Here is a 15,223-nt window from a genome sequence, read left to right as displayed (position 1 = left end):
CCGGCCATTCCGGCCAAGGAGATAACCCATGACCTCCGCCACTGAGTCCCCGTCCACAGACGCCCCTGCCGAGGAAACTCCCGTACCGGCCGGCCATATCGGAGCCGGCGCCACGTCAGCGGACGCCCGGGCCGTCGCAGAGGCCGCCCGGCAGACAGACTGGGACCGCCCCAGCTTCGCCAAGGGCCTGTATTTGGGCAGCTTCGACCTCAGCCTGGTCCATCCGTGGCCCACCCCGGACCCCCGGGATGTGGAGCGGGGCGAAGCGTTCATGGCCCGCCTCACTGAATATGCGCGGACCATGGACGGCCGCATTATTGAGCGCGAGGCGAAGATCCCGGACGAATACATCCGGGGCCTGGCCGATCTCGGCGTCTTCGGCATGAAGATCCCGGAGGAGTACGGCGGGCTGGGATTGTCCCTGGTCTACTACGGACGCGCACTCGCCCTGCTGGGCAGCGTGCATCCCAGCCTCGGCGCCCTGCTCTCGGCGCACCAGTCGATCGGCGTTCCCGAACCGGTCAAGGTGTTCGGCAGCCCGGAGCAGAAACGGGAGTACCTGCCGCGCTGCGCGGCCGGAGCCATCACCGCGTTCCTCCTCACCGAACCGGATGTGGGCAGCGACCCCGCCCGGATGGGCAGCACCGCGACGCCAACGGACGACGGCGAGGCGTACCTCCTGGACGGCGTGAAGCTTTGGACTACCAACGGGGTGATCGCCGAGCTGGTGGTGGTGATGGCGGTAGTTCCGGCCTACACGGCCGCCGACGGAACCAGGCACAAGGGCGGGATCAGCGCCTTCGTGGTGGACATGGACTCGCCCGGCATCACGGTGGAAAACCGGAACGCCTTCATGGGCCTGCGCGGGATCGAAAACGGGGTCACCCGGTTCCACCAGGTCCGCGTACCCGCGGCCAACCGGCTGGGACGCGAAGGCCAGGGCCTGAAGATCGCGCTGACCACCCTTAATACAGGGCGGCTCTCCATCCCCGCGCTCTGTGTGGCGTCGGGGCGCTGGAGCCTGAAGATCGCCCGCGAATGGTCCAACGCCCGCACCCAGTGGGGCCGGCCGGTGGGTGAACATGAGGCCGTGGGCAAGAAGATCGCCTTCATCGCCGCCTCCGCGTTCGCTTTGGATGCCGTCTTTGAACTCTCCGCCGAGCTCGCCGACGCCGGCCAGAAGGACGTGCGGATCGAAGCCGCGCTGGCCAAGCTGTGGGCAACCGAGATCAGTTGCCGGATCGCCGACGAACTGGTCCAGGTCCGCGGCGGGCGCGGCTTCGAGACGGCGGAATCACTGGCGGCACGCGGTGAACGGGCAGTGCCGGCGGAGCAGCAGCTGCGGGACCTGCGCATCAACAGGATCTTCGAAGGATCTTCCGAGATCATGCGCCTGCTGATCGCACGGGAAGCGGTGGATGCGCACCTGGCCGCAGCGGGTGACCTCGCGTCCCTGGACGCGAGCCTGTCGGACAAAGCGAAGGCCGCCGTCGGCGCGTCAGGCTTCTACGCCAAGTGGCTGCCCAAGCTCGTGGCCGGGGCCGGCATGGACCCGCGGTCCTACGGGGAGTTCGGAAGGCTGGCCAAACAGTTGCGCTTCGTGGAGCGCTCGTCCCGCCGCCTGGCCCGGCAGACCTTTTACGGCATGGGCCGCTGGCAGGCCAAAATGGAGCGGAAACAGGCCTTCCTCGGCCGCGTGGTGGATATCGGTGCCGAGCTGTTCGCCATTACTGCCTGCTGCGTCCGCGCCGAGATGCTCCTGCACACTGCCCCGGAACGGGCCGCGAGCGCCTATGAGCTCGCCGAAGCGTACTGCGAGCAGGCGCGGGTGCGCGTGGAGGAATACTTCGACCAGCTGTGGCGTAACACGGACGACGCCGACCGGGGACTCACGCGCAAGGTCCTCGCCGGTGACTACACATGGCTGGAGGAAGGCGTCCTGGACCAGTCCGAAGGGACCGGTCCGTGGATCGCCGACGCCTCTCCAGGCCCCTCCAAGAAGGACAATCTGCACCGCCGGTACCGGTAAAACCGCAGGTCACAAAATAGTAAGCACGCTTGCTACTGGCTCGGCTGGGTGGTTGAGTTGAGCCATGAGCAGCTCAACTGACCCAGAGAACCTGCCTCCGCGGCGCGCCCGGGAGGACGACACCCCGAGCGGGAGCTACCGCACCGCAGACGCGGACAGCCAGAGCACCCGCTCCTTCGACCAGGTACCGGCAACGGACACCACGCCGGCCTCCGCATATTCGGAGCGGCCGGCAGCCTATGCCGAACGGGACTACACTCCCGCCGCAGCCCCGGCCGTGGACCCGAACCTCACCGACCGGCAGACCGCAGTGGCGCGGGAAAAGGAACAGTTCGGCGGGATCAAGGTGGGCTCGGCGTTCTTCGGCTGGCTCACCGCCACCGGCATGGCTGTCCTGCTGACCGCCCTGGTGGCAGCCGCGGGAACGGCAGTGGGCCTTGCCAGCAACACTGATGTCAACGAGGCAGTGAACCAGGCGGCGCAAAACCAGGGCACGGTTGGACTGGTGGGCATTATCGTCCTGCTGGTGATCCTCTTCCTGTCCTACTACTGCGGCGGCTACGTGGCCGGGCGCATGGCCCGCTTCAACGGCGCCAAGCAGGGACTCATGGTCTGGATCTGGGCACTGATCGCGGCGATCATCATCGCTGTCCTGGGGATGGTGGCCGGGCAGCAGTTCAATGTCCTGGCCAACCTCAACAGCTTCCCGCGCATCCCCGTCAACGAGGGCCAGCTGACAACCACCAGCATCATCGCCGCCGTCGTGGTTGCGGCCGTCGCCCTGGTGGGTGCGGTCCTGGGCGGACTCGCCGGCATGAGGTTCCACCGCAAAGTGGACCGGGCCGGGTTCACTCCGGACAGCGACTACGACGACGAGTAAGCCGGTGGGACAGCCGTGGCTTCACCAGCACACCCGCATCCGTCAGGCGCGGACGTCCCCGTCCACGTAGTACCACCGGCCGTCCTCCCGGACGAACCTGCTGACCTCGTGCAGGACTCCGCGCACGCCGTCGTGCCGGTAGTGGGCCTTGAACTCAACCGTCCCCGCGCTGTCGAACGGACCGCCTCCGCTGGTGGACAGGATGTCCAGGCGGCGCCAGCCCATCCCGCGATCCAGTTCCAGGGTGGCAGGGGCCGTGTCCGGATGCCAGGTGCGCAGCAGGTAGTCCGCGTCCAGGCGCACAAACGCGCTGTAGCGGGACCGCATGAGCTGCTCCGCGGTGGCGGCCTCCGCCGCGCCGGAGTGGAAGCGCCCGCAGCACTGCGCGTACGGCTCCCCGGACAGGCACACGCAGTTTTCCTGCCCCGCACTTTTTGTCATACCGGGATGCTGTCATATCCGATAACAGCTTTGCTACAACAGCCGGACCGCCGCCTCCACCGGCGGCACGGGACAGCAAAAATCCGTATGGTGGAGAAGGTGCCATGGCCCGGGCACAGTGGCAGAGGCGTGTGTTCCGCTGCCTGCAGAAAGGAGAGGTGACGTGGAAAATCCGGATACGCTCGTCCTCAACCTGACCTTCCTGGGCACCGTGGGCGTTGCCTTCCTGATGTTCTTCATCCTCTTCCTCCTGGGCGTCATCACCCTGGTGCTCGCAGGCGTGGGACGGCTGGCCGCCATTATCCTGATGGGCCTGTTCGGCTGGCGTCCGCGGAAGGAATCCATACCGCTTGTCCAGCTCTACGGCACCCGGGTGGAGGACCGGAAGGACACCGTCGACGGCGGTGCTGCCGCGGCACCGGCATCCGGCCCGGCACGCCCGGGGCTGCTTGCCCGCGCCTTCGGGAAACCCGCTGCCGGGCAGACCGGCGGGAGTCGGCCGCGCGATTGGCGCGCCGCGTTGAAGCCCGCACACCTTAGAACGGCGCTGCGCACCGCCGTCGACCATCACCCTGCGCTGACCGCCGCGCGGCGCGAACCGCCCGTCCTGGCCGAGGACTGGGCCTCCGCCGTTGCCGAGGCCGACGCCCGCGCCATTGCGCGGGCACGGGCAGCCGCGCCCGAGATCAAACTCTCCGTGCGGGACCTGCCGGATCCCCGGGTGCCGGCCGAGAAAGTGGCCGAGGTGGCCCCGCTGGTGGAGTCCGCCCTGCACAACCACCAGCCCCTGCACGAGGTTCCGAGGTCCTTCAAGAAACCTCCGCACCCGCCAACCCTTGCGCCGCTGGACACCGGGTCGCTTGTGTCCCTGGCCGGCCCGCCGCACATGCTGAAGGAAACATCGCCCGCCGGCGAACAGGGAGATGGGAAGAAGCCCTTACCCTGAGCAACCATCTGGGCTAGCGTGAAACGCATGGAATTCAGATACCTCGGAAACAGCGGTTTCAAAGTCTCGGAAATCACGTTCGGCAACTGGCTCACCCACGGCTCCCAGGTGGAGAACGACGTCGCCACCCAGTGCGTGCGGGCGGCCCTGGACGCCGGAATCAGCACCTTCGACACGGCCGATGTCTATGCCAATACCGCGGCGGAGACTGTCCTGGGCGAGGCGCTGAAGGGCGAGCGCCGTGAATCGCTGGAGATCTTCACCAAGGTCTACGGACCCACCGGCCCCAAGGGCAAGAACGATCTTGGCCTGTCCCGCAAGCACATCATGGAATCCATCAACGGCTCGCTGCGCAGGCTGCAGACAGACTACGTGGACCTCTACCAGGCCCACCGCTACGACTTCGAAACGCCGCTGGAAGAAACCATGCAGGCGTTCGCGGACATCGTCCGCCAGGGCAAGGCCCTGTACATCGGGGTCAGCGAGTGGACGGCAGATCAGCTGCGCGAAGGCCACGCCCTCTCCAAAGAGCTCGGCTTCCAGCTCATTTCCAACCAGCCGCAGTACTCCATGCTGTGGCGGGTCATCGAGGCCGAGGTAGTGCCGGCATCGGAGGAACTGGGCGTGTCCCAGATCGTTTGGTCTCCCATGGCCCAGGGCGTCCTCAGCGGCAAGTACCTTCCCGGCCAGCCCGCCCCTGAGGGCAGCCGCGCGACGGATGACAAGGGCGGGGCCAAAATGATCGAGCGCTGGATGCGCGACGACGTCCTGTCCGGCGTGCAGGACCTCAAGCCGATCGCGGAGGAAGCCGGCCTCTCCATGCCGCAGCTGGCCGTCGCCTGGGTGCTGCAGAACCCCAACGTGGCATCGGCCATCGTGGGCGCCAGCCGTCCGGAGCAGATCGCGGACAGCGTGGCGGCGGCCGGGGTGACGCTGGAGCCGGAGGTCCTGAAGAGGATTGACGACGCCATCGGTTCGCTGGCTGAACGCGACCCGGCAAAGACCCAGTCCCCGCCCAAGCGGGAAGCGTAACCGGTGGCTTCCGCTGCCGCGCTGCCGGACCTGGCGGTCACGGGTTCCACCGGGGGGCTGGGCGGGATGGTGGCGCGGCAGCTGGCCGACGCCGGATTCGCCCAGCGCCTGCTGGTGCGCGACACCAAGCGGGCACCCGCGCTGGGGGATACCTTTCCCCTGGCCTGCTCCTACGCGGACTCCGGGGCGGCGCGGTCCGCCCTCGAAGGGGTCAAGACCCTGTTCATGGTGTCCGCCGCGGAGAACGCGGAACGGGTGCAGGAGCACTATGCCTTTGTGGACGCCGCTGCCGCAGCCGGAGTGGAGCACGTGGTGTACACGTCCCTCTTCGGGGCGGCCCCGGACGCGGCCTTTACGCTGGCGCGGGACCACTACGCCACCGAGGAGCGCATCAAGCGTCCGGGATGGCTTACACCTTCCTGCGGGACAACCTCTACCTGGATGTCCTGCCGCTGCTCGCCGGCACGCGCGGGGTCATCCAGGGGCCCGCCGGCAGCGGCACCTTTGCCGGCGTGGCCCGCGAGGACATCGCCCGCTGCGCCGTTGCGGTGCTCCGGGATCCGGCAATCCACAAGGGCAAGGTCTACAACCTGACGGGCCCGGAGGAACTGTCCCTGGCACGGGCTGCCGAGGTCCTGACGCAGGGTACCGGCCGGACCGTCACGTACCAGCCGGAGACGGTGGACGAGGCCTATGCATCCCGCGCCTCCTATAACGCGCCGCAGTGGCAGCTGGACGCCTGGGTGAGCACCTACACCTCCATCGCCCGCGGGGAGATGGCCGGAGTCTCCCCGGATGTGCATGGGCTGACGGGGCAGGACCCGATCAGCCTGGCGGAGTTCCTCACCCGTCCGGTCCTGTAGTTCCGGGCTCCCGGGAAGAGGCGTTGACGTGCCGGCGGTGCGGGCGTAGACCTGTGGCATGACCCAGACGTCCCGGCACGAGCAGTCCACCGGAGCCAGTGAAGCATCCGCCCAGCCGGGGGCCGGCCCCACCACCGGCCCCCTGACCCGGGAAGAGCTGCAGCTGTCAGCCCGGAACCATTCCATGCCGCTGGAGGCACTGCGCAGGGATGTCACGCCGCCCGGCCTTCACTACGTCCTCACGCACTTCGACATCCCGGACCTGGACGCCGGTTCCTGGCACCTGAGAATCAGCGGTGCTGTGGAGCGCGCACTGGAACTGAGCATGGCAGCGCTCCGGAAGGACCCCGCCATCACTGTGCCCGTGACGCTGGAGTGCGCCGGCAACGGCCGTTCCCTCCTCTCACCCCGGCCCATGAGCCAGCCCTGGATCCAGGAAGGGGTAGGCACCGCGCACTGGACCGGCGTTCCGCTCGCCTACCTCCTGGGCAAGGCGGGTGTTCACCAGAACGCCGTGGAGGTGGTCTTCACCGGTGCCGATGCCGGGGTGCAGGGCGGCGTCCCCCACCACTACGCGCGGAGCCTGCCGATCCGTGAAGCGCTGCGTGCCGACGTCGTACTCGCATACACAATGAACGGCGCCGAGCTGCCGCCCCAGCACGGCTACCCCCTCCGCCTGGTGGTCCCGGGCTGGTACGGCATGGCCAGCGTGAAGTGGCTTGAGTCCATCGAGGTGGTCACTGCTCCCTTCACCGGATACCAGCAGCAGGTGGCGTACCGCTACCAGGAGACCGCGGACGACGCCGGCACTCCGGTTTCACGGATCAGGGTGCGTTCGCTGATGGTTCCGCCGGGGGTCCCCGACTTCTTCACCCGGAACCGCATCCTGGCCCCGGGCCCGGTGCTGCTGCAGGGCCGTGCCTGGTCCGGAGAGGGTGCGGTGACGGGCGTGGAGGTGGGGATCGACGGTACGTGGCTGCCCGCCCAGCTGGACAAGCCGGCCGGCGGGTTCGCGTGGCGGAAGTGGACGCTGCCCTGGGTGGCGGACCCGGGCGTGCACATCCTGTCCTGCCGTGCCACGGATGCCACCGGAGCCACCCAGCCCCTGGAGCAGAACTGGAACTACCAGGGGATGGGCAACAACATGGTGCAGCAGGTCAGCGTGACGGTGGAATGACGCTGCACTGATTGCCGGCGCGCCCGGGGCTATACTCGGTGCCAGCCATGACCAGCCTTCCTTCCTCCCCCGCCAGCGTCCGTATCGATGCGTGGTTGTGGGCGATCCGCGCCTATAAGACCCGTTCCGCCGCCACCGCAGCCTGCCGGGCGGGGCACGTCCGGTTGAACGGCAGCCCGGCCAAAGCCTCTGCCACCCTGGTGACCGGCGATACCGTGACAGTCAGGATGCCGGGCTATGAACGCACCCTCGAAGTGCGGCGGCTCATTGCCAAGCGTGTGGGGGCGGAAGCGGCGTCCCACTGCTTTACTGACCACACCCCTCCCCGGCCGATCGCGCCGGCGCTCGGGCTGCCGCAGCGGGACAGGGGGACCGGGCGGCCCACCAAGAAGGACCGCCGCGAAATGGAGCGGCTCCGCGGGCAGGCCTGAATCCAGCGGGCGGGGACGCCGGGTTGTGTCCGTTTGTTGTGTCCCTGCCGTCAGCGGCCGGTCTTTGCCCGCGCCTGCACGAGGTTGGCGAACGGCAGCTTCCCGAATTCCGCCAGGAACGCTGCGTGGTAGCCGGCTTCCGCGTCACCCAGCTGTTCCGGGGCCAGCTCCTTCCAAGCAATGGAGAGCGATCCGGCATCGGCGAGCTGCCAGATGGTCCGGCCATCCCAGTGCCCGGGCGGTTTTCCCTGCCCGAAGTCCACGAATTCCTGGATCTGCCGCCGCAGGCCCCTGCTGCCCTTGCTTCCCGGTCCGGCCTTCCCGATGTAAAGAACGACGGCGTCCTCCACCCACTCCGCGGTCAGCGCGGCTTCGGGAAGGGTCGGGTCCTTTTTCTTGAAGGTGCCCGCGGTGCTCTTCTTCAGGAAACGCGGCTGGAATCCTTGCGGGGCAACCACGGCGAACAGGCCTGTCCCCTGCGGGATCCGCATGGTTTCGAGGTCGCGGACAGGGCGGAAGCCGGTGAAGCCGTCGGCTTTCAGGCCCTTCCTGGTGAACTGCATAGTGTCATTCAACAGCACCCGTGCTGCTGCCTTCTGTTTCTGCAGCGCGCACTTTGAACAGCTGCTCCGGGCATGGGGGTGCCATGGCCAAATTTTCCTGCCCACCCTCAGGGCGGAAGCGTAGAGTGGCCTAAGACGCCTGATTCTGACCACCTTGCTGTGAGGGAGAGATCGTGACGATTGACTGGGACGAAAAAAAGGCCCTGCTACAGGAACCGAACATCGCGAAGGTAACCCAGCTTTGCGACGAACTCATGGAGAGGAAGCCCGGCTCTACCGTGCCGTACATCGACCCCGTCCACGATGAGGATGAATGCCGGCTCGTCAGCCTGCAGGGGAGCCCCGGAAAAGGCACCGAGTCCGGTTTTGTCTCGCACAACAATGACGATGAAGCCGCCCGTCGGGCCACCCAGATCTACGAACTGGCCGAGCTCGACCCCCGCTACGTGATGCCGTGGAACGCCTACCCTTGGGTCCGGGAGCCCGGCAGCCCGTCAGCGCTGAGCGTTCAGGAAAAAACCGACGGCCTCCGCCCGTTCCGCCAGTTCCTCAAGATCAACGCACGCGTCTCGGCGATCATCGCCCACGGCACCGACGCCTCCGCCTTCCTCACCCTGTACGAAAAGACCTACCACTCCGCCCTGAAGAACAGCGGCATCAAGATCTACAAGGCGACAGCGCTCGGAGGCCGGGCGTTCGCAGTCTCCGAAGCCAAGCAGGAAGAACTCCTGGCCAAGAACGTCGAGACCTATAAAGACGCCATGCAGCGGGCCGGCATCCAGCACCTGTGACACCTGCCGCGCAGCAGGACGTCCTGGACTGGCTCCTGGCCGGTGACCCGGCCATCCGCTGGCAGACCCTGCGGGACCTGGCTGTTGCCCCTGCCGCGGAAGTCAGGGCCGAACGGAACCGGGTCGCCACCGAGGGCTGGGGGTCCCGCTTGCTTTCCCTGCAGGGATCGGACGGGCAGTGGGCGGGCGGCACGTACTGGCCGGCAGTGGACGATGACCCCGTCAACCAGCCCTGGACCGCAACCACCTACAGCCTCCTGCTCCTCCGCGATTTCGGCCTGGTCCCGGACAGCCCGCAGGCCCGCCGAGCCGTCTCACTCGTCAGGGAAAACAGCCGCTGGGAACAAGGAAACCAGCCGTTTTTCGAAGGTGAAGTTGAACCGTGCATCAACGGCATGGCCGCCGCGCTGGGCGCCTACTTCGGGCAACACGTGGACAGTGTGGTGCAGCGGCTGACGGGTGACCAGTTGCCCGACGGCGGCTGGAACTGCGAGGCCGAACGGGGATCCTTACGGTCCTCGTTCCACAGCACCATCTGCGTCCTCGAAGGACTCCTGGAGTACGAGCAGGCCACCGGAGGGACGCCGGCATCCCGGGCTGCCCGGGAAGGGGCTGAGGAATACCTCCTGGAGCGCCGGCTGATGCGTCGGAAATCAACCGGTGGCATCATCAGCGAGGACTGGCTGCTCTTCTCCTATCCGACCCGCTGGTTTTATGACGTCCTCCGCGGGCTGGACTACTTCCGGGCCACAGGAGCTGCCCCGGACCGGCGCCTGGCAGATGCTGTGGAGCTGGTCCGCATAAAACAGCAGCCAGACGGAACCTGGCTGCTGGAGAACACGCATCCCGGAAAGGTCCACTTCGAGCTGGAGGACGGCGATGGAAGCCCCAGCCGCTGGAACACACTGCGCGCCCTGCGGGTGCTGCGCTGGTGGGACGGTTCCTGACCCTCCACCACACGGGGTTTGCCTAACCCTCGAGGAGACGCCGCCGGTGCTTCAACTCTTTGACCCACGCCCTGGTGACCATGTCCGGGAAGGGCGAGCCGCCGTCGTCGTCCCCCTGTGAACCTTTGACGACGGCGAAGGCCGTTCCCGCCTCAAGGTCCGCCAGCAGCGGTCCCGACGCTTTAAGGGCTAGCTCCAGCACCTGGACGGCCGAGCGTTCCGGGAGTCCGAGCTCCGTTGCCCAGCCCAGGAAGTGGCGGCGCGAGATCCCCGTCCGCTTGCCGTCCAGGGTCAGGGCCAGGGTTTTGTCGCCGTAGACCACTGTGGAGGGGATGTCGTAGACGGGTGCGATCGCCCACTCGCCATGCGGCTGCTGGACCATGGAGACGTTCTTCGCATGCAGGTCGCCGTTGCCGGTGAGCCATGCGAAGGCGCCCTGGATGGCGAGGTTCCGGAGCGCGGGAAGCGGCGCCGAGCAATGTTCGGCCAGCGCATGGCAGACCTGCCCGTACCCCACGTTGTACTTGTCCGCCGGATAGAGCTTCAGAACCTGGGCCCCGTCCTCGACCGCCAGGCGCAGCACGTCATCCAGGCCTCCGCCGGGCAGGGGCACCCGGTCGAAGCGTTCCACCAGCAGGCCCGGCCGGCCGGCGATGTCGCGGATCAGCTGGACGCGGCTGAGCGGAATCCGGAGCCTGGCGGCATAGCGGAACATGACCAGTTCGTTCTCCACCACATGCGGGAACTCCGGGGCGTTGAGTTTGAGGATGAACCTTTTGCCAGCACTGGCCACCGGAAGCGAAATCATGCCTGCGGACAGCTTGTCCTGAACGCCGGCAAGCGCCACCGGGTCGATCAGGTCCGGATCACCCAGCAACTGGCCGAAATCCACGGGCTGTTTCTGGTCCAGCTCCACCGCGTGTTCGTCGGGGTCCAGCGGTTCCCCGTGGCCCACGATCTGCACGTCCCCCACCGGGTTTCCGCCCGCGGCGATGAGCAGGGACAGGTCATCGTCAGCACTGGTTTTGATGGAACGCCGCAGCGCGTTGAGTCGGCGGCCCTCGGGCAGCAGCCCCGTGAAGTATGGCGGGGCGGCCCCCGCGGCGGACAGGACAGGCTCGGGGCTGAGTGGCAGGGAGGAGGCGACGGCGGGTCCCCCGGACGCGAGGTAGGCCGGGAGGTAGCTGAACCGGGTTCCGCCGTCGTACCGTTCCAGCCTCGCCGCCAGGACGCCTGCCTTGTAGATATCGGCGATCCGGTGCCTCATGATGGTCCGCCTTCAGCACGTCCCGCTCCCGCCCGGGTACGGGCGGCCTGGCTGGTCCGGGTGGTGAGGTGCAGTTCAAGCCCCAGGGTGTCGAGGACCGCGACCAGCGAATCCAGCTGGATACTGGGCTTGCCCTGTTCCACGAACCGGACGAACCGTTCGGAGACACCTGCCATGTCGGCCAGGTCCCGCTGGGTAAGGCCGAGGACGGTGCGGCGAGAGCGCACTTCGCCAGCCAGGAAGTCCGTGAAGTGCTTGTCCATGATCGCCCTATAGGTACGTTCGTGCCGGTTAATGCTGTATCTGGAAGCTTAGTCCCGAAGCGGCCTGGAGAAAAGAGAAAACCGGTACGAACGTGCCGCTAAACCCGGGCAACAACGAACCCTGCCGCCAACCGCAGGGGCATCCCGCATTGACACCAGTTGTGACCGGTGCCATATTTAAAGCGTGAACCTGTCAGACAGCCGGACAGCAGGACAGCCTGCTCCCCTCCCCCTCGCGCGGCTCAGTGCTGCCGAGGCGGTGTTCAACGCCATCCGCGGCGACATTGAGGCCGGACAGATTCCCGTGGGCGGCAAGCTCAGCTCCGAGGCGACGCTCGCACAGCAGTACGGGGTGAGCCGGTCGGTGATCCGGGAAGCGCTGCGCTCCTGCACTGCTTTGGGCCTGACGGTCACCAAGACGGGCAAGGGCACGTTCGTCGTCGCCAACAAGGTGGCCAACGACCTCACCCTCGGCCAGTACTCGGCCCGGGACCTGACCGAGGCGCGCCCGCACATTGAAGTTCCGGCAGCCGGGCTGGCGGCGGAACGCCGGTCCGACGAGGAGCTCGAGACCCTCCGCCACATCGTGGCCGCCATGGCCACCGAAACGGATCCCGAGTCCTGGGTGGCCCTGGACTCCAGCTTCCACGCCACCATCGCGCGTGCCAGCGGCAACAAGGTGTTCGAAAGCGTGGTGGCGGACATCCGTGATGCCCAGGCACACCAGTCGGAAACACTGAATATGGTGGCCGACCGGCAGCACGCCTCAGACATTGAACACCAGCAGATCCTTGCAGCCATCGAGGCCGGCTCCGCCGCTGACGCGAGTGCGGCCATGGCCAACCACCTGCGCGCCGTGGGCGAGGCCCTCGACTCCATCCTCAACAACTAGCAACAAAGCAACCCCAAGGACCCCATGCCCTCCCCTGTGTTTTCCGCTGCCCGCATTGATGCCCCGGCACCATCAAGCCTGCCGCAGCACACTCCCCTGGTCGCCGCCATCCGCGACGGCCTGGTGGAGAGCGTCCACTACGGCTCGGCCATCGCCCTCGACGCCGACGGTTCCACGCTGGCAGCCGCTGGGGACCCGGCGACCCCCTTCTACCCCCGGTCCTCACTCAAGCCGCTGCAGGCCGTCGCCATGATCCGGGCCGGGCTCGAGCTCCCGGCAGACCTCCTGGCGCTGGCAGCGGCCAGCCACTCCGGCGCGGCAGAACACCGTGACGGCGCCCTGCGCATCCTCGACATGCACGGCCTGTCCGTCACCGACCTGGAAAACAGCACCGACCTCCCCTACGGCGGGGCCGAACGCGAAGACTGGCTGCGCACCGGCGGCCGCGCCACCCAGCTCACCCAGAACTGTTCCGGCAAGCATGCCGCCATGGCCGCAACCTGCGTCATCAACGGCTGGCCCGTCCAGGGCTACCTCCACCCGCAGCACCCGCTGCAGCAGCTCGTCCGGTCCACTGTCGTCGAACTGGCCGGCGAGGAACCGCCCGCCGTCAGCACGGACGGCTGCGGCACCCCGCTCTTCGCGCTGACGCTGGGCGGCATGGCCCGCGCCTTCGGCCGGATCGCCCAGGCCGCCTCCTTCGCGGCCCGAGACGACGACGGCGGCGCGGAAGCCGCCGTCGGCCTCGCCATGCAGCAGCACCCGGAGATGGTGGCCGGGGAAGGGCGCGACGTCACCGACCTCATGCGGCTGCTCCCGGGGGCCGTCGCCAAGGACGGCTTTGAAGGCGTCCAGCTGGTGGGCCTGCCCGACGGCCGCGCCGTGGCCGTGAAGATTTCCGACGGCGGCGACCGCGCCCGGATGCCCGCCACCGTGAGCCTGCTGGAGGCGATCGGCGTCGACACCGCCGCGCTGGCCGGCATCGCCACCGCCCCCGTGCTGGGCGGCGGACACCAGGTGGGCCTGCTGCAGGCCACCGACTTTTTGAGCAACAGCCTGTCCAAACCCGACAACGAAGCCCTGTGAGGACTCCCATGACCATCGTCGAAACCGCCGCGGACGACACTTCCGTTCCGACAACCCGGTCCGAGCACGACCTGCTCGGCGACAGGGACGTCCCGGCCAACGCCTACTGGGGCGTCCACACCCTCCGGGCCGTGGAAAACTTCCCCATCACCGGCCAGAAGCTCTGCTCCAACATGCACCTGGTCCGCGGCCTGGCAGCGGTCAAGCTTGCCGCCGCCCGCACCAACCGGGAGCTCGGGCTCCTCGACGCCGAACGCGCGGAAGCCATCGAGCAGGCGTGCCAGGACATCCTGAACGGGCACCTGGCCGACCAGTTCGTCGTCGACGTCATCCAGGGCGGTGCCGGCACGTCGTCGAACATGAACGCCAACGAGGTCATCGCCAACCGTGCCCTGGAAATCCTGGGCCATCCCAAGGGCGACTACGCGCGGCTGCACCCCAACGACCACGTCAACCTCAGCCAGTCCACCAATGACGTCTACCCCACCGCCGTGAAGCTGGGCACCATCTTCGCTGCACGGGAACTGGTGGACGCGCTGGCCGAACTTGAGGAAGCCTGCGCCGCCAAGGCCCTGGAATTCCGCACCGTGGTGAAAATGGGCCGCACCCAGCTGCAGGACGCCGTCCCCATGACCCTGGGACAGGAGTTCGGCACGTACGCCATCACCATCGGCGAGGACCGGCTGCGCCTGGCCGAAGCTGAACTGCTGATCCACGAGATCAACCTCGGCGCCACCGCCATCGGCACGGGCCTGAACGCACCCGCCGGCTACGCGGAGGCAGCCTGCCGGCACCTGGCCGAAGTTACCGGCCTGCCGCTGGTCACCGCCGTCGACCTCATTGAAGCAACCCAGGATGTGGGCGCCTTCGTCCACCTTTCCGGCGTGCTGAAGCGCGTGGCCGTGAAACTCTCCAAGATCTGCAACGACCTCCGCCTCCTCTCATCCGGCCCGCGTGCCGGCTTCGGCGAAATCAACCTGCCGGCCGTCCAGTCCGGCTCCTCCATCATGCCCGGCAAGATCAACCCGGTGATCCCGGAAGTGGTCTCGCAGGTGGCCTACGAAGTCATCGGCAACGACGTCACCATCACCATGGCCGCCGAAGCCGGGCAGCTCCAGCTCAACGCCTTCGAACCCGTCATTGTCCATAGCCTCCACAAGAGCATCTCCCACCTGGAAGCGGCGTGCCGCACCCTCACCGCACGCTGCATCCGGGGCATCACCGCCAACACCGAACACCTCCGCCGCACCGTGGAACAGTCCATCGGCCTGGTCACAGCCCTGAATCCCCACCTGGGCTATGCCACCGCGACCGCCATCGCGAAGGAAGCACTCGCCACCGGCAAGGGCGTGGCAGAACTCGTCCTTGAGCACGGGCTCCTTACCGGTGCCCAGCTTCAGGAACTCCTCAGCCCCGAACGCCTGGCAAACCTCAGCAAGTAGTCCCCGAACATCCCCGGACTTAGAAGGACACACCCATGACAAATCCCCCCGTCACAGACCACACCATTCCCCCGCAGGCGCATGCATCGGAGCAGGCGCTGCACGCGGAGGATAAGGGTTACCACAAGAATTTGAAGCCGCGGCAGATCCAGATGATCGCGATCGGCGGTGCG

Annotated in this window: 15 protein-coding genes and 1 pseudogene; 12 read left to right on the top strand and 4 right to left on the bottom strand. The window is 67.5% G+C overall.

Going from position 1 to position 15,223, the window contains the following annotated elements:
* Positions 1-28 precede the first annotated feature (28 nt).
* Entirely contained in the window at positions 29-2,029 is a 2,001-nt protein-coding gene (locus G205_RS15630; protein WP_009358836.1) for an acyl-CoA dehydrogenase family protein, read from the top strand.
* Positions 2,030-2,093: 64 nt separating this feature from the next.
* Positions 2,094-2,909 carry a TIGR04086 family membrane protein gene (locus G205_RS15625; protein ID WP_009358835.1) on the top strand — a complete coding sequence of 272 codons (816 nt, stop codon included), beginning with the start codon at positions 2,094-2,096 and terminating at the stop codon, positions 2,907-2,909.
* 42 nt (positions 2,910-2,951) lie between these two features.
* On the opposite strand, the gene G205_RS15620 is transcribed toward G205_RS15625, so the two are convergent.
* Entirely contained in the window at positions 2,952-3,350 is a 399-nt protein-coding gene (locus tag G205_RS15620) for a YchJ family protein (protein ID WP_035753380.1), read from the bottom strand.
* Positions 3,351-3,513: 163 nt separating this feature from the next.
* Here G205_RS15620 and G205_RS15615 point away from each other — a divergent pair, with 163 nt between their 5' ends.
* The 5 genes and pseudogenes from G205_RS15615 (at position 3,514) to G205_RS15595 (ending at position 7,799) form a co-directional block, all read left to right on the top strand.
* On the top strand, positions 3,514-4,296 hold the full coding sequence (locus G205_RS15615; RefSeq protein WP_009358833.1) for a hypothetical protein: 783 nt from the start codon (positions 3,514-3,516) through the stop codon (positions 4,294-4,296).
* A 27-nt stretch (positions 4,297-4,323) separates the two neighbouring features.
* Positions 4,324-5,328, top strand: a complete 1,005-nt coding sequence (locus tag G205_RS15610) for an aldo/keto reductase family protein (RefSeq protein WP_009358832.1) — start codon at positions 4,324-4,326, stop codon at positions 5,326-5,328.
* Between the two features lie 66 nt (positions 5,329-5,394).
* Positions 5,395-6,191: pseudogene (locus G205_RS15605) on the top strand (NmrA family NAD(P)-binding protein).
* Positions 6,192-6,249: 58 nt separating this feature from the next.
* Complete coding sequence (locus tag G205_RS15600) at positions 6,250-7,368, top strand: sulfite oxidase (RefSeq protein ID WP_009358831.1); 1,119 nt, start codon at positions 6,250-6,252, stop codon at positions 7,366-7,368.
* A 47-nt stretch (positions 7,369-7,415) separates the two neighbouring features.
* Positions 7,416-7,799 (top strand): RNA-binding S4 domain-containing protein, encoded by a 384-nt coding sequence (locus G205_RS15595; protein ID WP_009358830.1) that lies wholly within the window; start codon positions 7,416-7,418, stop codon positions 7,797-7,799.
* Between the two features lie 50 nt (positions 7,800-7,849).
* On the opposite strand, the gene G205_RS15590 is transcribed toward G205_RS15595, so the two are convergent.
* A complete protein-coding gene (locus G205_RS15590; protein WP_009358829.1) occupies positions 7,850-8,362 on the bottom strand; it encodes a hypothetical protein in 513 nt (170 codons plus the stop codon).
* Between the two features lie 173 nt (positions 8,363-8,535).
* On the opposite strand from G205_RS15590, the gene G205_RS15585 reads away from it, so the two are divergent.
* Both G205_RS15585 and G205_RS15580 read left to right on the top strand, forming a co-directional pair.
* The gene (locus G205_RS15585) at positions 8,536-9,153 is read left to right on the top strand and encodes a uracil-DNA glycosylase family protein (RefSeq protein ID WP_009358828.1); all 618 of its coding nucleotides are present in this window, start codon (positions 8,536-8,538) and stop codon (positions 9,151-9,153) included.
* Positions 9,150-10,100: a prenyltransferase/squalene oxidase repeat-containing protein gene (locus tag G205_RS15580; protein ID WP_009358827.1), complete on the top strand. Its 951-nt coding sequence runs from the start codon at positions 9,150-9,152 to the stop codon at positions 10,098-10,100. Before G205_RS15585 ends, G205_RS15580 begins: the two co-directional genes overlap by 4 nt.
* 22 nt (positions 10,101-10,122) lie before the next feature.
* Here the strand turns inward: G205_RS15580 and G205_RS15575 are convergent, their stop codons facing one another.
* Together G205_RS15575 and G205_RS20695 are read right to left on the bottom strand one after the other, a co-directional pair.
* Positions 10,123-11,367, bottom strand: a complete 1,245-nt coding sequence (locus G205_RS15575) for a type II toxin-antitoxin system HipA family toxin (RefSeq protein ID WP_009358826.1) — start codon at positions 11,365-11,367, stop codon at positions 10,123-10,125.
* Positions 11,364-11,630 carry a helix-turn-helix transcriptional regulator gene (locus G205_RS20695; protein WP_009358825.1) on the bottom strand — a complete coding sequence of 89 codons (267 nt, stop codon included), beginning with the start codon at positions 11,628-11,630 and terminating at the stop codon, positions 11,364-11,366. The genes G205_RS15575 and G205_RS20695 overlap by 4 nt, the downstream gene beginning before the upstream one ends.
* Positions 11,631-11,814: 184 nt before the next feature.
* Here G205_RS20695 and G205_RS15565 point away from each other — a divergent pair, with 184 nt between their 5' ends.
* From G205_RS15565 to G205_RS15555, 3 genes are read left to right on the top strand one after another with little or no spacing between them, the layout of a single operon-like run.
* Positions 11,815-12,522, top strand: coding sequence for a FadR/GntR family transcriptional regulator (locus G205_RS15565; protein ID WP_009358824.1), 708 nt, complete (start codon positions 11,815-11,817; stop codon positions 12,520-12,522).
* Positions 12,523-12,546: 24 nt separating this feature from the next.
* Positions 12,547-13,608: an asparaginase gene (locus G205_RS15560; protein ID WP_009358823.1), complete on the top strand. Its 1,062-nt coding sequence runs from the start codon at positions 12,547-12,549 to the stop codon at positions 13,606-13,608.
* 8 nt (positions 13,609-13,616) lie between these two features.
* Positions 13,617-15,050, top strand: a complete 1,434-nt coding sequence (locus G205_RS15555) for an aspartate ammonia-lyase (protein ID WP_009358822.1) — start codon at positions 13,617-13,619, stop codon at positions 15,048-15,050.
* Positions 15,051-15,223: the final 173 nt, after the last annotated feature.

This window comes from Arthrobacter nitrophenolicus, from assembly GCF_000332815.1.
Taxonomy (GTDB): Bacteria; Actinomycetota; Actinomycetes; order Actinomycetales; family Micrococcaceae; genus Arthrobacter; species Arthrobacter nitrophenolicus.
Note: the sequence above shows the minus strand (reverse complement) of the source record. Positions and strands in the feature narration are given on the sequence as shown.